Genomic DNA, 22816 nt, shown 5'->3' on the forward strand with positions numbered 1-22816 from the left:
CGCCGGTTAAGCTGGAGTGGTGCCCCGTTACGTTCGAATCATCGGGCCGGCAGCGCTGCTGCTGGTCGCCATTGTGGCGACGCTGGCGGGACTCGCCTACGGCGGCGGGGCGGATGCCCAACTCCTCGCCGACCCGGGCGCCGTCGTGCGCTGGGGTCTGCCTGTGGCCAAGCTCCTGGTCAACCTCGGCGCGGCCGGCACCATCGGCGCCCTGGTGCTCACCTGTTTCGCCCTGAGCCCGCGGGAGCGGGAGTTCGGCACCGCGATCGACCTGGCCGCCGCGTCGGCCGCGTTCCTCACCATCGCCTCCGCACTGACCGGCTTCCTCACCTTCCTGCAGGTGACCAACGTGACCGTGAGCCTGGATGACCGGTTCAGCGCCACGGTGGGCCAATTCTTCAGCCAGATCGCCATCGGGCAGGCCTGGCTCACCACCACACTGATCGCCGCGGCCGTGACCGTGCTCTGTTTCGCGGTGCGCAACCAGACCGCCCTGGTCTTCGTCACTGTGCTGGCCCTGCTGTCGTTGCTGCCGATGGCCCAGCAGGGTCACTCGGCGGGCGCAGAGGGCCACGACGCCGCGATCACGGCGCTCGGGCTGCACCTGGTCTTCGCCGCGGTCTGGTTGGGCGGCCTCCTCACGATCATCCTGCTGCAGCGCCAGCTGAGCCCAGCGCGCCTCCGCGAGGTCATGGGCCGGTACTCCACCCTCGCGCTGGTGAGCTTCGTCGTCGTGGCCGCGTCCGGGTACGTCAGCGCCGAGCTGCGCGTGGGCAGCTGGGACAAACTGCTCACCGGCTACGGCGTCCTGGTGCTGGCCAAGGTGGCCGTACTGCTCGTGCTGGGCGGTTTCGGCGTGCTGCAGCGCCGGTACCTGCTCAGCCGGATGCGCACCGTCCCCGGCACCGTCGACCCCTGGTTCTGGTGGCTCGTGGTGGGCGAGATCGCGTTCATGGGCCTGGCCAGCGGCGTCGCCGCGGCCCTGGCGAGGACCGCCACCCCGGTGGCGCAGGTGGTCACAACGGCCATCCCCACGGCCACGCCCGCGCAGATCCTCACGGGTGAGGTGCTGCCGCCCGAACTCACCTTCGCCCGGTACTTCACCGAGTGGAACTTCGACCTCGCCTGGGTGTTGTTCTGCGCCTTCGGCATCTTCTTCTACCTCGCCGGCGTAGTGCGGCTGCGTCGCCGCGGCGACAAATGGCCCCTGCACCGCACCATCCTCTGGGTGGCCGGGCTGATAACGCTGTTCTACATCACCAACGGCGGCGTCAACGTGTATGAGAAGTACCTCTTCTCCACGCACATGCTCGCCCACATGGCCCTGACGATGCTGGTGCCGGTGCTGCTGGTGCCGGGCGCTCCGGTCACGCTCGCGGCCCGCGCCATCCGGATGCGCCGTGACGGCAGCCGGGGCCCGCGCGAGTGGATCCTGCTGGCCGTGCACTCCAAATTCGCCGGGGTCATCTCCAACCCCATCGTGGCCGCGGTGCTGTTCGCCGGCTCACTGTGGGTCTTCTACTACACCTCGCTGTTCAGCTGGGCGACGACCGACCACATCGGCCACCAGTGGATGATCGTGCACTTCCTGATCACCGGGTACCTGTTCGTGCAGTCGCTGATCGGCATCGACCCGGTGCCGTACCGCCTGCCGTACACCTTCCGGCTGCTCCTGCTGCTGGGCACCATGGCCTTCCACGCGTTCTTCGGCCTGGCGCTGATGACCGGCACCGGCCTGCTCCTGGCGGACTGGTACGGCGCCATGGGCCGGGACTGGGGCGTCAGCGCCCTGGCCGATCAGCAGGCCGGCGGCGGCATCGCCTGGAGCGTGGGCGAGATCCCCACCATCGCCCTGGCCATCATCGTGGCCATCCAGTGGGGCCGCAGCGACGAGAAGGAAACCAAGCGTCGCGACCGCAACGCCGACCGCACGAATGAAGCCGAACTCAACGAATACAACGACCGCCTCGCCCGGCTGGCCGCGCACGACCGCTGATCAGCGCAGCTGAATGGCCAGGGCGCCGCCGGGCTGGATCGTGACGCTGATGCCGAGGGTGAACGGCACGTCCTCGTCGCGGGTGCTGCGGTCGCCGTCGTACAGGGACTGCACATCGACCACGATGTGGGCCTGGCCGATGGTGTCCGGCATGTCGAACGAGCTGTCGCCGCCGGCCAGGGCCACCGCGGGGTATTCGGCGATCGACCAGACCGGGGCCGAGGTGACCCTGTCGTCGATCTCGATCCCGAAGGGGCAGCCCGACGGCTGCAGCACCTGCTGGGTCGCGCAGTCGTCGAGGTACTCGTTGAGCTTGGTCTGCACCTGCTCGGTGAAGGCATCGTTGGGCATCGCGTCCACGGCGATGTCGGTGGCGCCGGACGTGACGACGGGCAGGCTCTGCACCGGAGCGGTCAACAGCGCCGAGTCGTGGGAGACGTTGTAGACGGTGGGGGCGAAGGCCAGGTAGGCCGCCTGGTTGGAGAAGGTGGCGGGCGCATCCGCGGCGGCGTGCGCCCGGGTGTCGAGGGTGAGGCCGTTCACCGTGAACGCGGCGTCGTGCAACACCGTCACCTGCAGGACGGCCAGGGGGCTGGCGGCGAATCCCCAGGTGCTGAACAGCCCGGCCACGGTGCCGAGGCGCTGGACCGTGAACTCCATCGACGTCTTCGCGCCGTCGAGCCTGAACTCGTAGACGACGGTGTGCTGGCTCTTCTGGGCCTCGCCGGCGGCGGCGGCGCTGGGCTCGTCGCTGACCAGTTCGATGTCGGTGATCGACCCCAGCACCGAGGGGCGCAGCAGCGTGCGCGGCAGGTCCTGGGGCAGGCCGGCGGCCTCGAGCGCGGCATCCGTGGGTTCGGCGCCCGGCAGGGCCAGGGCGGTGTCGGTGTCGTGGGCGGCCAGCGCGGTGAGGTATTGGCGCACAAAACCGCCGGCACTGTACAGATCGCGGTTGAGCGAGCCGATCGTGGCCACCACGGCGGCGGCGAGGAGCACCATCACCAAGCAGACGGCGATCGAGGCACGCAGATAGCGCCCCCGTGGTACCGCGTCCCCGACCCCATAGCTCACCTCCATATCCTACGGGGAGGCTTCGCGGCCCGGGCCCACGCCGGCCGTTACGCGGTGGGCAGGGCTGCCCGGTGGCGGTCGGCCGGGCTATGCTCCCAGCGTCGTGAGGAGTTGTAATGGTTCTGCGCAGCGCTCGGTCGGCCCCGCGAGCCGGGCGGAAGCGGCGCGTTCTCGCCGTGGCCGCACTGCTGGTGTGCGTGCTGGCCGCCTGTGCGCCCGGGCCGCGGCCGGAACCGTCGGGACGCGCATCCGCCACGCCGACGCCGTCCGTGACGGCCACCAGCACCCCGGCGGCACCGATGGTCACGATCGACAGCCCCATGGCTGAGGCGCCGGTGACCGTTCCCGTGACGATCAAGGGAACCGCGGGAACCGCCGACTCGACGCTCGTGGTCGACCTGCTGGATGCGGACGGCCACCCCCTCTGCGTGCGGCACATCACAACCACGCCGGGTGCCGGCACCCCCGCAACCTGGCATACCGACCTGGCCTTCGAGCCTCCGGATGCGCAGCAGGACGTCACGCTGCGGGCCTATACGCAGAGCGCCGCTGACGGCAGCGCTGAAAACGTCGTCGAGGTCCCGCTCACCCTCACCACGGAGCGTCCGCCGATCATCATCACCTCACCAGGATGCGGCGACACCGTCACTCCGGGCGGCGCCCTGACGGTCCTGGGCCGGGCCCTGGTGCCGGAGGCGCAGTTCACGCTGGAGCTGCGCGACGCATCCGGTGCCGCGCTGCTCACTCAGGATGTGACGGCGGCGGACGGGACCCAGGAGTCGGACTTCAGCGCGACGCTGGACATCCCGGCCGGACTCTCCGCCGGGTTCTATGACCTGGTCGGCTTCGACAACAGCCTGAAGGACGGCAGCGAACAATACGACTTCCCGGTGCAGCTCATCGTGCAGTGAGCGGCAGCGTAAGTTATCCACCGGCCCGGCGGGGAGTGGGCCGGCCGCGGCCGGGCGGTTACAGTGGAAGTGGTCATCGACCGCACTCGAGCCACTGTCGCACCACCTCCCCACCCCACCGAAAGTACCCCGTGACCGCGCTTCCCAACGAGATTCCGCTTTCACGCGAACAGGCCGAGGTGTTCGCTGCCATCGAGGGCACGAAACAGAACGTATTCGTCACCGGACGCGCCGGCACCGGTAAGTCGACGCTGCTCAACCACCTCTCCTGGAACACCAGCAAGCAGATCGTCATCGCCGCGCCCACCGGTGTCGCCGCACTGAACGTGGGTGGGCAAACGCTGCACTCGCTGTTCCGGCTGCCGATCGGGGTCATCGCCGACCACGCCATCGACCAGAACGACCAGCTGCGCAAGCTCCTCAACACCATCGACACGGTGGTGATCGACGAGGTCTCCATGGTCAACGCCGACCTGATGGATGCCATCGACCGCAGCCTGCGGCAGGCCCGGCAGCGCCCGCACGACACCTTCGGCGGCGTGCAGATCGTGCTCTTCGGTGACCCGTACCAGCTGGCGCCGGTGCCGGGCGACCCCGAGGAACGCGCCTACTTCGCCGACACCTACCGCTCGATGTGGTTCTTCGACGCCAAGGTGTGGCAGAGCGCAGAGCTGAAGATCTTCGAGCTCACCGAGATCCACCGCCAGCACGACGCCGGCTTCAAGACCATGCTCAACGCGGTGCGATACGGCCAGGTGACCCCCGAGATCGGCGGGGCGCTCAACGGTGCGGGCGCCCGCACGCCGCCGTCCGAAGGCGTCATCACGCTGGCGACCCGCAACGACGCCGTGAACCGCATCAACGCGGCCGCGCTCAAACGACTCTCCGGCAAGTCGCTCTCGGCCAAGGCCGAGGTCACCGGCGACTTCGGTGGTCGCACCTACCCCGCCGACGAGGTGCTCGAGCTCAAGGTGGGCGCCCAGGTGATGTTCCTGCGCAACGACAATCCGCTTGACGGTGGCCCGCGCTGGGTGAACGGCAGCATCGGCACCGTCACCCGGGTCGATTCCACTGTCTACGTCGACATCGACGGCACCACGCACGAGGTGGAACCCACCGTGTGGGAGAAGTACAAATACACCTACAACGCCGCCACCAAGAAGCTCAGCAAGGACGTCGTCGCCGAGTTCACCCAGTTCCCGTTGCGTCTGGCCTGGGCGGTCACCATCCACAAGTCGCAGGGCGCCACCTACGAGAAGGCGATCGTGGACCTGGGCACGCGGGTGTTCAGCCCGGGGCAGACCTATGTGGCCTTGAGCAGGCTCACCAGCCTGAACGGGCTCTACCTCACCCGGCCCCTGCGCCCCAGCGACATCATCGTGGACGAGAACGTCCTCCGCTTCATGGAGGGTCTGCGCGTCACGCCCCCCATCGACCGCGTCAAGGACTAACCCCCGCCCTCCCACCTACCCGCGAACTGTGAGGTAAGCCCCAAATCCGGCGCGTTTTCGCATATCTCACAGTTCGCGGACGGGGTGGGCGCTCGGCAGCGGGACACTCTGGGTACACTGCCCGGCATGGGCCCCCAGCCGATCCCTCCCGCGGCGCGAGTGCGAGCGCGGCGCCGGTGGAGACGCGCCGCAGCCCTGGTCCTGGTGGGCCTGGTGCTTCCGCTCAACGGATGCGCCGATGCCCGCACCTCGATTCCCACCGGGCCCGAGCAGACGTCGGGCACCCTGCCGGCAGCCACGGTGGCCTTCCTCGATGAGGCGCTGGCCGAGGGCATGCGGTTGGCCGGGGCATCCGGGGCCATAGCCGGCGTCTGGGTCCCGGGGGTGGGCCGGTGGCTGGCCAGCCCGGGCCGGGTGGGCGCCCAGCGCGAGCCCGGCACCGGTCTGCCGACCGGGGGCGCGGCGGTGAACGCCGGCATGCAGTTCCGGATCGGCACCCTCACCAGCGCCATGACCTGCACGGTTCTGCTTCGCCTCGTCGACGAGGGCAGGGTGGGTCTGGACGATCCGGTCTCCAGCTACCTGAGCCGCCCGCCCGGACTGGAGGGCATCACGCTCCGCCAACTGTGCCAGCACACCTCAGGGCTAGGCCAACCCGCGCTCGACCCGGAGTTCGTCGCCAACCCGACCCGGCAGTGGGCTCCGATGGAGCTGATCTCGGGAGGTTTGGGCTCGGTGCGGGCGGGACAGCCCGGCCGGAAGTGGAACCGTTCCGAGGTGGGCATCCAGCTGCTCGGTCAGGCCCTGCAGGCGGCGACGGGTGAGCCGTGGGCGGATCTCTACCGGCGCTACGTCTTCGACCCGTTGGGACTGGAGAACACGGCGTACCCCGGGCCGGCTGCTCTCGAGCCTCCGCTCGACCATCCGCACGGATGGGCCGCAGCGACCGGCCCTGACGGCTCACCGGACTGCACCATCGTGCAGGACGTGACGCTCCTGTCGACGTCGATGACCGGTGTGGCGGGCGGGGTGGTCTCCACCCTTGAGGACCTCAGGACCTGGTCACTGGCGCTGGCCACGGGGAGTCTGCTCGAGCAGGGCACGGCAGGGGAACAGTGGGAGACCGTGCCGGAGGACGGCGCCTCCAGATGGCGACGGCAGGGACTGGGAGCCGAGCAGGTCGGTCCGTTCCGCGGCGGAGCCGGCGTCATACCCGGTTTCCTGTCGGCCACGCTCACCGATCCGGTGAGCGGCCTGATGGTGGTGGTGACGGTGAACAACTCCAGTGCCGGCGAGGAGTTCGTCCTGGCCCTGGCCCGGTGGCTGGCCGCGCTCGCCGCCGACGCGCGGCCCGACGGTGCACAACCGGCCGGTGCACAGCAGGCCGGTGCGCAGCCCGCTGACGGCACAAGGACGGCGATGACGCTGCCCTGGACGGCGCGGGAGGCCCAGACGGATGTGCGCCGAGCGGCGGTCTGCCCGGCCGGCGCCGCGGATCAGGCAGCGCCGGCCGGGTGACCTGTCGGTTACTTCTTGAACGCGTCCTTGACGTTCTCGCCGGCCTTCTTGAGGTCGGCCTGAGTCTGGTCGGACTTTCCCTCGGCGACCTTCGAGTCGTCGTTGGTGGCCTTGCCGAAGGCTTCCTTCGCCTTGCCGGCGAGGTCCTGGGCGGCGTTCTCGATCTTGTCTGATCCACTCATCGTGTTCTCTCTTTCTCTAGGGGGTGGTTCTGGGGGGTCGGATGGGACTGGGGGCCGGGCGCCGGCCGGGCTGCGCCGGTGGGGTGGAGCCGGGCGCGGCCGGTGAGCCGGCTGTGCAGGCCGCCACCGAGCCGAACGAGCACGGGGACCTCGGCGCCGAGGTCGGCGTCGAGTCCGTGCACGGCGGTCTCGACCACCGTGATCGCGTCCCGCGGTGAGACCCCGCGGCGTACGGTGGCAGACACCGCGAGCACGGGCGTGCCGTGCACCGGGTAGGTCGAGACGGCCACCGCCACGAACTCCTGGCGGTCCTGCAGGGCGGCGGTGAGCATCTGCTCGGCGACCGCGGCGTCCACGATGGTGGCCCCGTCCGCTGTCGGTTCGACGTCGATGAGCCGGTCGGTGCGGCCGCGGCCCTGCCGCGCGATGAACACGACGAGCCCCGCGATGACGAGCGCCGGCACGAGAAGGGCCACGAGCGGCACCCAACTGCGCCCGGTGTCGCCCACGGCCGTGCCGGCGAGCAGCTCGGTGAGCCCGGCGGTGACGTCGGGGGCGGTGCGCGCCCAGGCCCGCATGAAGTCGGGCACGGCGACCAGGGCCACCGCGGCGGCGCCGAGCGCCACAGCCAGCAACCCGCTCACCAGGACCAAAGCCCGGTTGAGAATTCGGTTCGCGCCGTTCATGCGTCCACCCGTCCGGTCGGGGTGATCACCACGGTGGGTTCCAGGGGCGGCCGCAACGCGTCGAAGGCGATCGCCTCGGCGATCGCCTTCTCCGCCGTGAACCGGTTGGGCAGCACACCGGGTTCCGGGGTGAGGCTCACGGTGGCGCTCCGCCTGGACACCGTGACAGCCACACTGCCCGGAGCGATGTGGGCCGCCACGGATGCCCGACGCTCCAGCGACGCCGCGATCACGTCGTCGTCCACCACGACGGCCGCCCGGTCGGAGTCCACCTCGTGCCGGGCCCGGCGGCCGGGAAGCAGGGCCACCAGAACGAGGGCGATACCGGCCAGCCCGGCGAGGATGCCCACCGTGAGCAGGATCGCCGGCGCTAGCCGGTTGACCTGGCTCACGTAGGCCACGGCATCGGTGGGCGCGACGAGCAGAGCCGGCCGGTCGAGCAGCTCGAGCACCAGTTCCGTGCCGCCGTACAGGCATCCGGCGATGATCACCGAGGCCACCGAGACGGCGGCGACCGTGCGCGGCGAGTGTGTCTCGCGTCGCAGCATCCGCTTGTAGGTCGACCGGTGCGCCCGGCTGACCGGGCGCAGGTGCGGCACCGTCACGGCCTGGCGCCGGGGCAGGGTGCCCGGTGCCGATGTGGTGACGCTGCCGTTCATGGTGTGCCGATCGTTTGGTGGAACTGTGGTGAGCGGGTCAGTCGACCCGGTCGGGGCGGCGGATGCGTGCGCCGGTGAGCCGCACGACCACCCCGGCGATCTCGGCGCCGGTGAGGTCGGCCACGGTGCCCCGGATCTGGTGCTGGGCCCGGTCGGTGCGGTCGAGGATGGTGCCGTCCGCGGGGCTGTCCGCTGCGGCGTCGAGGGTGGAATCGTCGAGGGGGAGGACCCGGATCGGGGCGCGCACCGTGAGGTCGAGCCCGCCGTCGGCGTCGGCCAGGCGCACGGAGACCTGGCTGGGACGCACGCCGAGCGCATCCGCCGCGACCGCCGAGACCACCCGGGTCATCGCGCGTGCCGTGATGCGGGTGCTCCCGCGTCGGTGCAGGATCACCGTGGCTCCGGTCACAGGTCGCCGGCTTCGTCGGCTTCGTCGGCTTCGTCGGCTTTGTCGGCTTTGTCGGCCTCGTCTGTGTCGTCGGTCTCCGCGGGCAGGTGCACGTCGGTGATGGTGACGTTCACCTCGGTGACGTGCAGGCCCACGAGGCTTTCGATGGCCTCGATGATGGCGGTGCGGGCGTCTTCGGCGACCTGCTGCAGCGGTGCGGGGTACGTGGCGACGAGGGTGACGTCGACGGCGACCTGGCCCTCGCCCACGTCCACGCTGACGCCCTGCGTGTGGTCGGTGCTCTTGATCGCGTCACGGATGGCGCCGAGCGCGCGGGCTGCGCCGCCCCCGAGAGCGTGCAGACCGGCCACATCGCGCAGAGCCAGTCCGGCGATCTTGGCGACGACCGCGTCGTTGATCACGGTCTTGCCGCGCGACTCGCCGCTCGGGGTGACGGTGGGAGCGCTGGTGCCATCGGGAAGAATCGGGGTGGAGCCGTGGACGGTGCTGTCCGGGGTGAGGTTCGTCATGAGTCGTGCTCCTGTGTCGGTGGTTCGGAGAAAGCGGTGCGGCCTGTGGGATGCCCAGTTAGCCACTATGCTGCACGCAGCGGTGCCGTCGGGTGATTTTTTCTCCCCGAAACTCATTGATACTGTTCAGACGCATCTCGCGGACTGTTCGTCACGAACATCGAGTATTTGCCACGAGAGCGGGCTTGAGTAGAGAGAGGTCTCCGGTGACAACCACGGGGTCAGATGAGCGGTCGCCACTCGGCGACGCCACCGACGCGATCCTCGCCGCACGTGCAGCCGACGGTGACGTGCGAGCGTTCGAGGTGATTGTGCGACGGCACGGGCCGTTGATGCGTGCCTACGCCACCCGTATTTTGGGTTCCACCAGCGATTCCGATGACGTGGTGCAGGAGACCTTCATCACGGCGTGGGAGCGCCTGCCCGAGCTGCAGGACCCCGCGGCGACGAAGGCGTGGCTCATGCGGATCACCAGTCGAAAGGCGATCGACCGCATCCGTTCACGACGCCAGGATCAGCCCCTGGCGGACTGGGACGTTGCCGCGCCAGAATCAGAATCTCCCCACCATCAGGCCGAAGCTGCGTCACAAAGGGAGCGGCTCACACGTGCACTCGATACTCTGAGCGAAGCGCAGCGACAATGCTGGACTTTGCGGGAGATCGGCGGGCATAGTTACGCCGAAATCGCCGAAGAGCTTGACGTGCCGCCGTCCACGGTGCGGGGACTCCTCGCCCGGGCCAGGCAGAAGCTCATGCAAGAGATGGAGGAATGGCGATGACACTCCCTCACGACGACGCGAGCCGCGACCTCATCGCCCACCTCAGCGACTACCTCGACCGCGGAGAGACCCCGCCGGACGACTTCCTCAGCGAGGCCCCCGAGCACCGGATCGCCTACGACGCGCTCAGCCGCTTCCGCGCCCTCGCCGGCAACATCCTGGCCCAAGACGTCTCGGCCGAACCGGCCAGGGACGACAGCTGGGTGACCGGAATCCTCAACAACATCCACCGGGAAGCCCGAGCCGGGCGCACCATCCCGGTGTCGCACCCGTCACCGAAGGCCACCCTCAGCCTCACCGAAGGAGCCGTCAGAGGCCTGATCCGCTCTGCAGGCGACGGTGTTGCCGGCACCTTCATCGGCAAGTGCCGGCTCGAGGGCGACGTGGCGACCCCGGGCAGCCCGGTCACCGTCAACGTCGAGGCCAGCGTGTTCTGGGGCGAGCGGATGCCGCAGACGGCACAGCGGTTGCGCGACGCCATCACGACGTCGCTGTTGCACCACACCGAGCTGAACATCGTGGCCGTGAACGTGACGATCACGGATGTGCACCTGCGCCGGAACGCCAAGCCGGAGGAGTCCGGCAGCTGACGGTGCGCCGGGAGTAGCGGGGCCGCGCTGGGTCTCGACAGGTTCGACCGACGGGCGGGGTGCGCTCGACGGGCGGCCTCCGTGCGCCCCTAAGGTGGGACGATGACGGGGATCGTGCAGCGGCTGGAGCGCCGGCAGGTGGCGCTGTACCTGGCCGCCATCGCCGCCGGGGCGCTCGCCGGGTGGCTGTTTCCGACCGTCGCGCCGGTGTTCGCCGCCATGATCACCCCGGCGCTCGGGCTGCTGCTGTTCGCCACCTTCCTGGGCGTTCCGCTGGTGGACGTGGGACGGTCCGTGCGCGACCTGCGCTTCCTCGGCGCCGTGCTCGTGCTGAACTTCGCGATCGTGCCGGTCGTGGCGTTCGCTCTGACCCGGGTGATCGCCGGCGACCGCGCACTGCTGCTCGGCGCACTGCTCGTGCTCCTCACCCCGTGTGTGGACTACGTGATCGTGTTCACCGGCCTTGCCGGGGGTGCCCGGGACCGGCTGCTGGCCGCGACACCACTGCTGATGCTGCTGCAGATCCTGCTGCTTCCGGTCTACCTGCTGCTCTTCGCCGGGCCGTCGGCCACGGCGCTGATCGAGGTGGGCCCGTTCATCGAGGCGTTCCTGCTGCTCATCGTGCTGCCCCTGGTCGCCGCCGCGCTGGTGCAGGCGGGTTCCCGGATGCCGCGCACCGCCCGTGCCGCGCGCGCCACGGAGTCACTCATGAGCGCGCTCATGGTGCCGCTGATGATGCTCACCCTCGCCGTGGTCGTCGGTTCGCAGGTCTCCGCCGTGGGCGCCCAGGCGGCGGCCTTGGCGGGACTGGTGCCGGTCTACCTGGCCTTCCTTGTCGTCATGGTGGCCGTCGGGGTGCTCGCGGCCCGGGTCTGGCGCCTCGACGCCCCGGCGGCCCGCGCCCTGGTGTTCAGCGGTGCCACCCGCAACTCCCTGGTCGTGCTGCCGATGGCTCTCGCGCTGCCGGCCTCGCTGCAGCTCGCCCCGCTGGCCGTGGTGACCCAGACCCTCGTCGAACTGCTGGGCATGGTGATCCTGGTGCGGCTGGTGCCCCGGTTGGTGCCCGGCCGGGGCCCCGGACGCCCGTCTACCCGGCCAGCGGATCGGCCAGGATCAGCTCGCTGAGCGCACCCAGCAGGTCAGGTGCCAGGTCCATGGTCTGCAACTGGCCGATCAGGAGCGCGGGGTGTGCCGACAAGGTGATGGTCTCGAGGATCCGCGCCTTGAGGTCGTATTCGATTTGCGCATCCGTCAGCAGGGTGCGGGCGCGGCCCGGCACGTCGGTGCCGGCAACCACCAGGCCGTCGGCGAATCGCACGACCAGCCCGGCTGCGGAGGCGACGTCGGGCACCCGCACCGTGAGGGTGCGGGTGGCTTCGGCGTACTCCGTGCGATAGTCCGCCGGATGCCCGCCGACCGTCACCGAGATCGCGTCGGTCGGCGCCACCCCGACGAAGTCCAGGCTGAAGTCCCGAGTCGGCGGCACGCAGCGCCGGTTGCCCGTGGTGGGGGCGATCGTGAAGGTGCCACCGGTGACGGTCATCGCGGTGCGTGCCCAGGCGGACTCCACGACTAGGCTGCCGCCGCCATCGTCTTCGAGAAGGTCGAAGGAGCCGTCCGCTCCGGGGAAGATCCGCACCTGCAGGCGGGCGGGTGTCTCGGTGGTGTTGCCGACGTCCTCCGCGGGAACCAGCGGCACGATCGCCCCGGCCCTGGCCAGCACCGGGATTGACTCCAGGCCGCGGTAGAGGTGCAGCTCGCGGCCGCCGCGGTAGCGGAGACCCGTGAAGAAGTCGATCCAGGTGCCCTCGGGAAGCCAGGCCAGTACCCGGCCGACGCCCACGGCGCTGTTCAGCGGTTGCGTGATCGGGCACACCATGAGCTGGGTGCCGAAGAGGTACTGGTTGGGGGCCCGGTACGCCCCGGCTTCCTCGGGGTAGTCGTAGTAGACCGGCTGCACGAGCGGCAGCGCGTACCCGCTGGCCAGGTAGTTCATCGAGTACAGGTACGGCACGAGCTGGTGGCGCAGCCGGAGATGGTTGCTCATCACCTCGGCGGCGGCGGCGCGGAAGTTCCACGGTTCCTTCCCGCTGAACGGGTTTCCCTGGCTGTGCAGCCGCATGATCGGCGAGAACACACCGAACTGGGTCCAGCGCACGGCCAGGTCGTCGTCCTTGATCCCGCCCATGTGGCCGCCGATGTCGTGGCTCCACCACCCGTAACCCACGTTCGCCGCGGTGGCGGTGAAGTAGGGCTGGAAGTCCAGGCTCTCCCAGCTGACGATGGTGTCCCCGGAGAAGCCGACCGGGTAGCGGTGGCTGCCCAGCCCGGCGTACCGGGAGAAGGTGAGCGGTCGGGCGCCGGCACGGGCGCTGTCGAGGAAGTGGAAGTGGTTGAGCATCCAGAGCGGGTCGAGTCCCACGACCTTGGAGTGCGGTCCGGACTGCCAGTCCAGCCACCAGAAGTCCACGCCGCGTTCCTCGAGCGGGTGGTGCAGGCACTCGAAGTAGGCCGAGAGGAACGCCGGATCGGCGATGTCGAAGACGATGGGGTCCTCGTTCTCCGCGTCGACGCCGAGACGTCGGGCCATGGACGCGTAGGCATCCTCGTGGGCCTGCACGCCGTCGGCCGGGTGCACGTTGAGGGTGAGTTTCAGGCCGCGCTCGTGCAGCCACGCCATGAAGTCGTCGGGGTCGGGGAAGAGCTCGGTGTTCCAGCTGTAGCCGGTCCAGCCGCTTCCGTACTTCGGGTCGATGTCGACCCGGTGCCAGTCCATGTCCACGACGGCCACCGAGAAGGGTAACTTCTCGCGCTCGAACCGTTCGAAGAGTTCCCTGTAGTCGGCGTCGGAGTAGCGGTGGAACCGGCTCCACCAGTTGCCGAGAGCGAATCGGGGCAGCAGCGGGGTGGGCCCGGTGAGCGCGTAGAAGTCGGCGAGGCAGTCGCGGTAGCTGCGCCCGTAGCCGAAGAAGTATAGGTCGGTGCCGGTGCCGGAGCGGGGCTCGAGCCATCCGGCGTCATCGAAGACCAGGGAGGCGCTGTCGTCGACGACGGAGAACCCGTGCCGGCTCATCAGGCCCGGCTGCAGCGGAACCGCGCCGTCGATGTCGTCGAGGGTGCGCGCCGTGCCGCCGAGGTCGGCCGCCGGTTCCCCGAACCGCCACAGGCTCTTGTGGTCGCTGAGCTTGCCGGTGACCTGCACGCTCAGGCCGTTGGGGGAGAACGGCTTCTTGTCGTAGGCGAGCTGCAGGTGGGCGGTGATGATCTGCAGGTGGGTGCCGTGGTCGACGACCCGGAACTGCGGCAGCGGGAATTCGCGCGAGAGCACGAGCTGGCTGGCGCGGTCCTCGAACCGGTTGTCGACGCTGTACTCCATGCGGATCAGGCGCGAGGTGAGCACCGTGAACCTGTAGTTGGGGCCGGTGACGACGGCGGCCGGATACGCCTGGGGCGCGACGGGGAGGGTGGGGCGAACGACGGATGCCGGGGCGAGGTCGGGGGAGGTGGAGCTGTGGGTCATGGGAGAACAAGTCCTTCTTTGGAAGAGTGGGCGGGCGGGCGGGCGGCGCGGGCGGGCGGGGTCTGGTCAGCCCTTGACCGACCCGTCGGTGAGCCCGCCGACCAGGTATTTCTGTAGGCCGAGGTACACGATGAGCACGGGCATCGAGGCCAGTAGCGCGCCGGCGCTGAAGACGCCGAAGTTGGCGTTTCGCTGACCCTGGATGAGCCCGTAGAGGCCCACGGCGAGGGTCTTCGCATCGGAACTGGTGAGGAACACCGATGCGAGCATGATCTCGCTGTACGTGGCCACGAAGGTGAGCAGCGCCACGGTCGCGAGGATCGGCTTGACCAGGGGCAGCACGATGAGGAAGAACGTCTGCGCGTGCGAGGCGCCGTCGATGCGGGCCGCCTCGTCGAGCTCGCGCGGCACGGTGTCGTAGTAGCCCTTCAGGAGCCAGACGTTGCCGCCGAGCACCCCGCCGAGGTACGCCAGCACCAGGCCGAGGGACGCGTTCAGCCCGAAGGCCGGGAAGATGCCGCCGATCTCCACGAACATCAGGTACAGCGCGATGAGCGCCAGCAGCGACGGGAACATCTGCAACAGAAGCAGTCCGACCAGGAACTGGTAGCGGCCGCGGAACCTCAGCCGCGAGAACGCGAACGCCGCCGCGGCGGAGATCAGCACGGTGACGACAGTGGCCGTGAGGGTGACGAGGATCGAGTTGAAGAACCACGCCCCGAACTGGATCTCCGGGTTGTTGAACAGGTCGCTGAAGTTCTGCAGCGACGCGCTCGTGGGCACCACCGAGGTGCTCTGCAGGGTGCCCAGAGGGTTGAGGGCCGCAGAGACGATGAACAGAACCGGGAACAGCGCGAACGCCAGGGCCAACAGGGCCACGAGGTAGCGCCATCCGGTTCGCTGCCACCAGGATCCCTGGATGCCGGCGGCGAACCGCCCGCCGCGACGGGGCGGGCGGGCCGCGGCGGTCTCGGCCGGGACTGCGGGGGCGAGGGGCGTGATCGTCATGAGTTGACCTCCTCGAGGGCAAGCGCTCGTTTGAACGTGGAGATCGACAGGATCGCCACGATGATGAAGATGAAGATCGAGATCGCCGCGGCGAAGCCGAACTGGGAGCCGCCGTCGCCGAAGGCGAGCCGGTAGGTGTAGCTGATCAGCAGGTCGGTCGCGCCGGCCGACGGGTTGTCCGCCGGGAAGGGCCCGCCCTCTGTGAGCAGGAAGATCAGGGTGAAGTTGTTGAAGTTGAACGCGAAGGACGCCACCAGCATCGGCGCGATCGCCGTCATCAGCATCGGCAGGGTGATGGAGCGGAAGACCCGGAACGGGGATGCGCCGTCGACGATGGCCGCCTCGGTGAGGTTCGCCGGCATCGACTGCAGCGCTCCGGTGCAGATCAGGAACATGTAGGGGAAACCGAGCCAGAGGTTGGTGACCAGCAGGGCCGCCTTGGCCCACCAGATGTCGCCGAGCCAGTTGATGTCAAGGCCGGTGAGGTTGTTGATCAGGCCGAAGTCCTTGTTGTACATGCTCGCCCAGACCAGCGCGGTGATGAAGCCGGGCAGGGCGTAGGGCAGCAGGAGCAGGGAGCGGGTGAGCCGTTGGCCGATCATCTTGCGGTTGAGCACGATGGCCAGCAGTAACCCGAGCCCGAAGGTGCTCAGCACCGACAGGCCGGCGAAGGCGATGTTCCAGATCAGGATGCCGATGAAGCTGTTGCGCACGGTGTCGTTGGTGAGCACCTTGGCGAAGTTGTCGAGGCCGACGAATTGCTTCCAGCCCGGTGCGAGCGTGGCGCCGCCGTCTTCCGGAACCCAGCTGGCGTTGTCGGCGACGTAGACGGTGCCGTCGGTGCTGTCGATGATGGTGTCGCTCGCGGCGTCGTACCGGTACTGCACGGTGCCGGAGAAGGCCTCGGACAGGCCGATCTTCTTGACCGCCTCGTCTCGGTCGAGGGGCACGCTGAAGGTGTCGAATTCGCGGGAGCGGTCGTTGATCTGCACCCCGGTGAGCAGGCTGTAGCCGTCGGCGGCGCTGACCTTGCCGTTGTCGATGGTGACGCTCGAGTCGGGCACCGGGGCGATGCCGCTCTCGTCGCCCTGCAGCACGCTGCCGTCGGCGGCTACGAGGAGGTAGACGAAGGGGGCGGTGTCCGGGTCGGCGCCCTCCGGCACAGCGATGCTGAGCGCGTACCGTTCGGCGTCGGCGCGCTCGACGATCGGGCCGTCCACCGTGATGGCCTCGATCGACTCCTCCTTGGAGATGGTGTGACCGTCGGAGGCGTTGGTGAACGAGGTGTAGAAGGTGTACAGAACCGGGTAGATCTGGAACATCAGCATCAGCAGGATGCCCGGGATCAGGTATTTGAGCGGGATGGCCCGCCGGGTGGCATAGGTGCCGATGACGGCAAGGGTGGCGGCCACCACGATGGCGCTCGCCCACCACTGTTCGTTGGCGATCGTGATGGAGAGGGCTTGGATGGCGACGGCCAGCACGATGGCCAGCATGAGGTAGCGGATCACCACGCCGAGACCACCGTTGCCGGCGCGGAGCCGCGGTGGGCGGGATGTCGGTGCCGACGTGCCGGCGGGCTCGGGGCGTTTCTGCAGGACGGTCATGATGCTGGCCCCTTCGCGGCCGGGCAGCGGTGCGGGCTCGGGGAGCCCGCACCGCACGCGGTGGACTTAGTTGGCGTCGGCGATCTGCTGGCGGATGGTGGCGGCGGCTCCGGTGAGAGTGCTCGCCGGGTCGGCCCCGCCGATGATGGCGGCCTCGGCCTTGCTCAGCGGGTCCCACACCACGGCCATGGCCGGGAAGGTCGGGCTGGGCTGGCCGAGGACGCCGGCATCGCCGAGGCCCTTGATGTCGGCGTTGGTGCCGGACTGCTGCGTGAACGCCGCGGTGACGGCGGAGGGGCGGCCGTTGGCCTCGCTGAAGGCCAGGGAGGTCTCGACGTCGCTGCCGATGAAGTTCGTGACGAACTCCTGGGCGAAGGACTTGTTCGTGGCCTTGGACGAGATGTAGAGACCCTGCACGCCCACAAACGGCTTGGCGGTGCCGCCGGTGAAGCCGGGAACGGCGGTGATCTCGTAGTTCAAGCCGGCCGCCTTGAGGGCTTCGATGGCCCATCCGCCCGACACCATGTACGGCGTCTTGCCCTCGGCGAAGAGGGAGATGCTGTTGTCGGCGTCAATGGAGGTGGTGAGCACGCCCTGGCTGGCGAGTTCCTGGATCTTGGTCATCGCGGCGATGGACTCCGGGGAGTCCAGGCCGAGGTCGTCGGGGTTGTAGGTGCCGTCGGCGTTCAGGCCGAACAGGTAGCCGCCGGCCCCGGTGAACAGGGGCTGCAGGTGGTAGGAGTCACCGTTCTGGCCGACCGGCAGGGAGAGCACGTTCTGCACAGTGCCGGCATCCACGAGCTGCTGGCCCGAGGCGACGAGGTCTTCGATCGACGCCGGCACCGTGGGCACGAGGTCGGTGTTGCGGAACAGGGCGACGTTGTCGATCGCGTAGGGAACGCCGTAGACCTGGTTGTTGTAGGTCATCGCGTTCACCGCAACGCCCTGGTAATTGGCGAGCTGGTCGGCCGACAGGTTGAGCGGGTCGATCGCGTCGTTCTGCACGAGGTTGCCGATCGCATCGCTGGCGGTCACCAGGATGTCCGGGCCCTTGCCCGAGTTCGTGGCGGTGACGTAGGTGGCGCGCAGCTCCCCGCTGATGGCCTGCACCTCCACCGAGATGCCGTTCTCCTCGCCGAAGGTGGCGGCGAAGGGCTTGAGCATGGTCGCCTGTTCCTGGGAGGTCCAGATGACCAGGTCCGCGTTGGCGCGGACGGGCGCTTCCGTGGCCGACGCGCTGCTCGCCGCGGGGGTGCCCGGGCTGCTGCTGCATCCGGTGGCGAGAAGGCCGACGGCCGCGATCACGGCAAAGCCGGACACGAGGTGGGTTCGATGACGCATGAAGACTCCTTTATCTTCGAGGACACCCCGCCAGGGAATGACGGGGCTGTCGGGGGTGCAGTGCAAGGCCGGCGCCCCGGAGAGATTTCCCGCCCCAAGGTTTAGCGCTATACCTCGAGAAGCTAGCAGCCGGGATTCTTCGTGTCAAATACCTCCTGAGCGACGGATGCACCGGCCGCCGACTGCCTAAACTGAGGTGCGCCTGCAGCACGGCGCACGGAGGACTCGGAGGTGAGTGCGGTGGCGGTGACGCTCAAGGACATCGCCAACGAGGCCGGCACCACCCTGATGACCGTCTCCAACGTGATCAACGGCCGCTACGACAAGGTCTCGCAGGCGACGGTGGACAGGGTGCGGGCGATCGCCGAAAAGCTCGACTACGTGCCAAGCGCCACGGCGCGCAGCCTGGCTGCCCGGTCGTCACGGCTGGTCGGCGTGCTCCTGCCCGACTCCGCGGGCCACGACGTGCTCGTCAGCCCCCACAACGTGGCGGTCATCGGGGTGATCGAGGGCATGCTGCGGGAGAACGGGTACTACCTGCTCCTGCGCAGCATCCCGCCGTCCGATCCCGCTTCGGTCACCGCGGCCCTACGCTCCTGGAATCTCGACGGCGCCGTCTTCATCGGCTTCCTTGACAGCCAGATCCGCACCATGCGTCCCACGCTGGACACCTCCATGGTGGTGCTGGACAGCTACGAGAAGAACTCCGACGTGATGAACGTGCGGCTCAACGACCGCAAGGGCGGCTACATCGCCACCCGGCACCTGCTCGACAAGGGGCACACCCGGATCGCCTTCGTGGGGCCCAAGATCACCGAACGCGGCGTGGTCAAGGAGCGGTTCAGCGGCTACCGCAAGGCGCTGCGTGAGGCCGGTATCCCCGTCGACGAGTCCCTCATCGTGGCCACCGACGTCGCCCACGCCAGCGGCGTCGAGGCCGGCCGGTTCCTCAGCACGGAGCATCCGGACGTGACCGCGGTGTTCGCCACCGCCGATTTGCTGGCCGCGGGAATCATGGAGGGTGTGCGGGCGGCGGGGCGCGATGTGCCCGCGGACCTGTCGGTCGTGGGCTTCGACAACCTCGACCTGGCCACCTATGTGTCGCCGCAGCTGACCACGGTGACTCAGGACCTGACCGCCAAGGCCACCCGGGCCGTGGAGCTGCTGTTGATGAGCATGCGGTCGGAGAGCATTCCGGCCGCCGAGACCGTCATGGACGTGCAGCTCGTGGAGCGCGGCTCGGTGCGGGACCTCACGGCCTGAGCGGCTGCGGCCGTGCGTGGCCGGGCGTGATCATGCCGGCGGGGCCTGCGGCTGAGCCGAGCGAGGGCTCGGGGCATGTTGCGTTCCGTGACAGCGCGCCGTGACATCGGAAAAACCCGAACCTACACTCGAGGCAACGCTCGCCGGCTGCGAAGGCCGACCGCGAAGGAGGCTTGATGATCACCCATCCGCTGCACATGCTGCGCTGCAATGACACGGGCCACGACGCCTGTGTCAACCAGGGCGCCGGACACGAGATCCGGCCCATGCAGGCGCGGCTCGCCGCCGCCGCCCCCGGTCAGTGGAGCGACGGCATCGTGGTGCGCGCGACCACCGACGGATGGATCGGGATCGCGATGCTCGGCCCGGCCGACGAGGCAGACCCGAGCGACGCTCTCCCGTATGACGCTCTTCCGACAACCCTGTGGGTCTGGAACCACGCCGACCACAGCGCACAGCTCACCAACGGTCAGCCGGTGGCGGTGCATCCCCTGCACAACGTGCTGGCGCACGGCTCGAGCCGCATCAGCATCGTCACGATCTGACCCGGCGAGCCGACTCAGCTCGCCGGGGTCATCACCTCAGCGCTGAACCGTCCGTTCACGAGAGTCCTGACCCCGACCCCAAGAGAGTGCTGTCGGTTTGTAAAATAGGCCCATGGTGGGCATGAACGACAGGGTGACCCTCGACGTCACGGTCGCAGAGTGGGAGGCCTACCTGCGCGGCGCTCCTGACCAGGGTGGGGTGCGCCTGAAGCTGCGCAAGAAGAACTCCGCGGCGCCGGGGATGACCTGGTCAGAGGCCCTGGATGTGGCGCTCTGCTACGGCTGGATCGACGGGCAGACGAACCGGCTCGACGAGGACTACACGCTCACGGGCTTCTCGCCGCGCCGCAAGAACAGCCCCTGGTCGCAGGTGAACCGGGAGCACGTGGCCCGGCTCATCGCGGAGGGTCGGATGCAGCCGGCGGGGCTCGCCGAGGTGGAACGGGCCCAGGCCGACGGCCGCTGGGACGCCGCCTACCGGCAGAAGGATGCCGTGCCGCCCGACGACCTGCAGGCCGCGCTGGACGCCGACCCGGCCGCCGCCGCGTTCCTGGCCGGGCTGACCAAGGTCCAGAGGTTTCAGATCTACTTCAGACTCGGCAGCATCAAGACGCCCGCGGTGCGGGCGGCGCGCATCCGTGACGTGGTGGAGAAGGCCGCGCGGGGCGAGCGGCACTACAGCTGAGCCGCCGGCCGCTTGCGGCGGCGGTCAGGTAGGCGAGCCAGGCACGAGCAGGCCGGACTCGTACGCGATGATCACGAGCTGGGCCCGGTCGTGGGCGCCGAGCTTGGTCATCATGCGGTTCACATGGGTCTTGGCGGTGTGCGGGCTGATCACCAGTTCGGCGGCGATGTCGCCGTTGGCGTGGCCGCGGCCCACCAGCAGCAGGATCTCGCGCTCCCGGTCGGTGAGCGACGCCAGCGCGGCCGGCACCACGAGGGCCGTGGGCGCGTCGGGGGCGGTGTAACGGTCGATCAGGGCCTTGGTGGCGCGCGGCGAGAGCAGGGCGTCGCCGCCGTGCACGGTGCGGATGGCGTTCATCAGGTCGGGCGCCTCCGTGCCCTTGCCCACAAATCCGCTGGCCCCCGCGCGCAGGGCCTGCAGCACGTACTCGTCCTCCTCGAACGTGGTGAGCACGATGATCCGGGTCGCCGCCAGCAGCGGGTCGGCGCAGATGGCCGCGGTCGCCTGGATGCCGTCCATGACGGGCATCCGGATGTCCATGAGCACGATGTCCGGACGCGTCTCGCGCACCAGGTCGACGGCTTCGCGCCCGTTGGCGGCCTGCCCGGCCACGGTGAACCCGTCCTCGTGCGAGACGAGCTCGGCCACGGCCGTGCGGATCAGGGTCTGGTCATCGGCGAGAACCACGGAGATCATGACGCACCATTCGGTCGGGAATTGGCGGGAAGGTCGGTGGGCAGCCACGCGGTGAACCGGAACACCGGCCCCGGACCGCGCACGGCGGTGAGGGTGCCGGCCACAGCGCTCACCCGTTCGCGCGCGCCGAGCAGCCCGTGCCCGGCGGTGCCGGCCGCGGCGCTCGCCGCATCCGTGCCCGTCGATGCCGCGCGCGAGGGCGTAGCCACGGTGTTGGTCACCGTGATCTCGATGCCCGCTGGCTGGTAGTCCAGGTGCAGCAGGCAGGAGCGGTCCGCACCGTGCTTGTGCGCGTTGGTGAGTGCCTCCTGCACGACGCGGAAGGCGACGCTGTCGACGGCGCCGGGCAGCGGCCGGGGCGTGCCGACCACCCGGTGTTCCACTCGCAGGCCGCTCCGTTCGAAGTCCAGCAGAAGCGGCTCGAGGTCGGTGAGCCCGGCGACGGGCGCCGTTGTCTGGTCGGTGGCGGCATCCGGGGCCCGCAGCACATTGAGCAGGCTGCCGATCTCGCCGAGCACGGTGCGTGCGGCCTCACGGATGGTGGCCAGCGACTTCTCGGCGTCGGACGGCCGGTCGGGCAGTGCCTGGGAGGCCACGCTCGAGTGCAGGTTGATCACCGCGATCTGGTGGGCCAGCAGGTCGTGCAGGTCGCGGGCGATCCGCAGCCGCTCCTCGGCCACCCGGCGCAGCGCCTCGGACTCCTTGGTTTCCTCGGCCCGGCGGGCCCGCTCGGTGATGCCGCGGATGTAGGCGGCATGCGACTTGTTGGCGTCGCCGGCCGCGGTGGCGAAGCCCACGAAGGCCGCCAGCTGCAGCACCGCCCGCGCGTCGTTCCACGGGGTCTCGAGGAACGCGACGGTGGCGGCGGCCAGCAGGAGCACCGCGGCGGCGGAGAACAGCAGCGAGGTCCGCCGCGGCCGCCAGCGGGCCACCGCGAACACACCGATCAACACCGCAATCAGATACGACACGATCGGTCCGTCCACGGCGAGCCCGAGCACGCAGGCGACGACGGCCGCGGATGCGCCCACCAGCGGCGCACGCCGGCGCACCAGCACCGACCCGGCCGAGACCAGCACCAGCAGGCCGGCGGCGACGCTCGAGGTCGCCGCACCGCCGAGGCTGTGCGGGGCAAGGCTCGGGCCGAGCACGATCAGCACCACGATGACGTCCCGCAGCCAGGCCGGCAGCCGGGACAGCGGCGAGAAGGAGCGATCGACCGGTTCGGGCTCGGTGACCGCGGGCGTCGGCCGGCGGAAAGGGGCGCGGGAAGGATGCGGTGCTGCGGTTTCGCGCGAGTTCGGCATGCTGTCCTCCCGCCCGGTGATCGGGCTCGTCTTATTCTGTCAATCGAACCGGGGCCGCGTCTGCCCGCGGGCGTGGGTGCTCG

General features: G+C 69.5%; 22 protein-coding genes. 10 read left to right on the forward strand and 12 right to left on the reverse strand.

Annotation, left to right across the window (positions count from 1 at the left end; all coding sequences use genetic code 11):
* Positions 1-19 precede the first annotated feature (19 nt).
* Positions 20-1996 (forward strand): bifunctional copper resistance protein CopD/cytochrome c oxidase assembly protein, encoded by a 1977-nt coding sequence (locus DOE79_RS11615; protein WP_181445820.1) that lies wholly within the window; start codon positions 20-22, stop codon positions 1994-1996.
* Here DOE79_RS11615 and DOE79_RS11620 read toward each other — a convergent pair whose 3' ends face one another.
* The gene (locus DOE79_RS11620; RefSeq protein ID WP_162942721.1) at positions 1997-3067 is read right to left on the reverse strand and encodes a hypothetical protein; all 1071 of its coding nucleotides are present in this window, start codon (positions 3065-3067) and stop codon (positions 1997-1999) included.
* Positions 3068-3183: 116 nt separating this feature from the next.
* On the opposite strand from DOE79_RS11620, the gene DOE79_RS11625 reads away from it, so the two are divergent.
* The 3 genes from DOE79_RS11625 to DOE79_RS11635 all read left to right on the forward strand — a co-directional run bounded on the left by DOE79_RS11625 (position 3184) and on the right by DOE79_RS11635 (position 6947).
* The gene (locus DOE79_RS11625) at positions 3184-3978 is read left to right on the forward strand and encodes a Gmad2 immunoglobulin-like domain-containing protein (RefSeq protein ID WP_120338614.1); all 795 of its coding nucleotides are present in this window, start codon (positions 3184-3186) and stop codon (positions 3976-3978) included.
* 131 nt (positions 3979-4109) lie between these two features.
* Positions 4110-5429 carry an ATP-dependent DNA helicase gene (locus tag DOE79_RS11630; protein ID WP_120338615.1) on the forward strand — a complete coding sequence of 440 codons (1320 nt, stop codon included), beginning with the start codon at positions 4110-4112 and terminating at the stop codon, positions 5427-5429.
* A 126-nt stretch (positions 5430-5555) separates the two neighbouring features.
* A complete protein-coding gene (locus DOE79_RS11635) occupies positions 5556-6947 on the forward strand; it encodes a serine hydrolase domain-containing protein (protein ID WP_120338616.1) in 1392 nt (463 codons plus the stop codon).
* 8 nt (positions 6948-6955) lie between these two features.
* Here the strand turns inward: DOE79_RS11635 and DOE79_RS11640 are convergent, their stop codons facing one another.
* From DOE79_RS11640 to DOE79_RS11660, 5 genes are read right to left on the reverse strand one after another with little or no spacing between them, the layout of a single operon-like run.
* Complete coding sequence (locus DOE79_RS11640; RefSeq protein ID WP_066598595.1) at positions 6956-7129, reverse strand: CsbD family protein; 174 nt, start codon at positions 7127-7129, stop codon at positions 6956-6958.
* Complete coding sequence (locus DOE79_RS11645) at positions 7126-7815, reverse strand: hypothetical protein (protein ID WP_120338617.1); 690 nt, start codon at positions 7813-7815, stop codon at positions 7126-7128. The genes DOE79_RS11640 and DOE79_RS11645 overlap by 4 nt, the downstream gene beginning before the upstream one ends.
* Positions 7812-8474, reverse strand: coding sequence for a hypothetical protein (locus DOE79_RS11650; protein WP_120338618.1), 663 nt, complete (start codon positions 8472-8474; stop codon positions 7812-7814). Before DOE79_RS11650 ends, DOE79_RS11645 begins: the two co-directional genes overlap by 4 nt.
* A gap of 37 nt (positions 8475-8511) precedes the next feature.
* Positions 8512-8883 carry a hypothetical protein gene (locus DOE79_RS11655; RefSeq protein WP_120338619.1) on the reverse strand — a complete coding sequence of 124 codons (372 nt, stop codon included), beginning with the start codon at positions 8881-8883 and terminating at the stop codon, positions 8512-8514.
* Positions 8880-9392 (reverse strand): Asp23/Gls24 family envelope stress response protein, encoded by a 513-nt coding sequence (locus tag DOE79_RS11660; RefSeq protein WP_120338620.1) that lies wholly within the window; start codon positions 9390-9392, stop codon positions 8880-8882. Before DOE79_RS11660 ends, DOE79_RS11655 begins: the two co-directional genes overlap by 4 nt.
* 206 nt (positions 9393-9598) lie before the next feature.
* On the opposite strand from DOE79_RS11660, the gene DOE79_RS11665 reads away from it, so the two are divergent.
* The 3 genes from DOE79_RS11665 to DOE79_RS11675 all read left to right on the forward strand — a co-directional run bounded on the left by DOE79_RS11665 (position 9599) and on the right by DOE79_RS11675 (position 11886).
* A complete protein-coding gene (locus DOE79_RS11665) occupies positions 9599-10171 on the forward strand; it encodes an RNA polymerase sigma factor (protein ID WP_120338621.1) in 573 nt (190 codons plus the stop codon).
* Positions 10168-10761: an Asp23/Gls24 family envelope stress response protein gene (locus DOE79_RS11670; RefSeq protein ID WP_162942722.1), complete on the forward strand. Its 594-nt coding sequence runs from the start codon at positions 10168-10170 to the stop codon at positions 10759-10761. The genes DOE79_RS11665 and DOE79_RS11670 overlap by 4 nt, the downstream gene beginning before the upstream one ends.
* Positions 10762-10863: 102 nt before the next feature.
* Positions 10864-11886: an arsenic resistance protein gene (locus tag DOE79_RS11675; RefSeq protein WP_120338623.1), complete on the forward strand. Its 1023-nt coding sequence runs from the start codon at positions 10864-10866 to the stop codon at positions 11884-11886.
* On the opposite strand, the gene DOE79_RS11680 is transcribed toward DOE79_RS11675, so the two are convergent.
* The 4 genes from DOE79_RS11680 to DOE79_RS11695 all read right to left on the reverse strand — a co-directional run bounded on the left by DOE79_RS11680 (position 11849) and on the right by DOE79_RS11695 (position 18237).
* A complete protein-coding gene (locus tag DOE79_RS11680; RefSeq protein WP_120338624.1) occupies positions 11849-14281 on the reverse strand; it encodes a glycoside hydrolase family 31 protein in 2433 nt (810 codons plus the stop codon). The genes DOE79_RS11675 and DOE79_RS11680 overlap by 38 nt on opposite strands.
* Before the next feature lie 66 nt (positions 14282-14347).
* Positions 14348-15289 (reverse strand): sugar ABC transporter permease, encoded by a 942-nt coding sequence (locus DOE79_RS11685; RefSeq protein ID WP_120338625.1) that lies wholly within the window; start codon positions 15287-15289, stop codon positions 14348-14350.
* Positions 15286-16896, reverse strand: coding sequence for an ABC transporter permease subunit (locus DOE79_RS11690; protein WP_120338626.1), 1611 nt, complete (start codon positions 16894-16896; stop codon positions 15286-15288). Before DOE79_RS11690 ends, DOE79_RS11685 begins: the two co-directional genes overlap by 4 nt.
* Before the next feature lie 66 nt (positions 16897-16962).
* The gene (locus tag DOE79_RS11695; protein WP_120338627.1) at positions 16963-18237 is read right to left on the reverse strand and encodes a sugar ABC transporter substrate-binding protein; all 1275 of its coding nucleotides are present in this window, start codon (positions 18235-18237) and stop codon (positions 16963-16965) included.
* 231 nt (positions 18238-18468) lie between these two features.
* Between DOE79_RS11695 and DOE79_RS11700 the strand changes: the two genes are divergently transcribed.
* The 3 genes from DOE79_RS11700 to DOE79_RS11710 all read left to right on the forward strand — a co-directional run bounded on the left by DOE79_RS11700 (position 18469) and on the right by DOE79_RS11710 (position 20730).
* The gene (locus DOE79_RS11700) at positions 18469-19500 is read left to right on the forward strand and encodes a LacI family DNA-binding transcriptional regulator (protein ID WP_120338628.1); all 1032 of its coding nucleotides are present in this window, start codon (positions 18469-18471) and stop codon (positions 19498-19500) included.
* A 176-nt stretch (positions 19501-19676) separates the two neighbouring features.
* Entirely contained in the window at positions 19677-20045 is a 369-nt protein-coding gene (locus DOE79_RS11705) for a hypothetical protein (RefSeq protein WP_120338629.1), read from the forward strand.
* Between the two features lie 112 nt (positions 20046-20157).
* On the forward strand, positions 20158-20730 hold the full coding sequence (locus tag DOE79_RS11710; RefSeq protein ID WP_120338630.1) for a YdeI/OmpD-associated family protein: 573 nt from the start codon (positions 20158-20160) through the stop codon (positions 20728-20730).
* A 24-nt stretch (positions 20731-20754) separates the two neighbouring features.
* Here the strand turns inward: DOE79_RS11710 and DOE79_RS11715 are convergent, their stop codons facing one another.
* Positions 20755-21426, reverse strand: coding sequence for a response regulator transcription factor (locus DOE79_RS11715; protein WP_120338631.1), 672 nt, complete (start codon positions 21424-21426; stop codon positions 20755-20757).
* Positions 21423-22733: a sensor histidine kinase gene (locus DOE79_RS11720; RefSeq protein WP_120338632.1), complete on the reverse strand. Its 1311-nt coding sequence runs from the start codon at positions 22731-22733 to the stop codon at positions 21423-21425. The genes DOE79_RS11715 and DOE79_RS11720 overlap by 4 nt, the downstream gene beginning before the upstream one ends.
* Between the last annotated feature and the right edge of the window lie 83 nt (positions 22734-22816).

The organism is Cryobacterium soli, from assembly GCF_003611035.1.
Classification (GTDB): Bacteria; Actinomycetota; Actinomycetes; order Actinomycetales; family Microbacteriaceae; genus Cryobacterium; species Cryobacterium soli.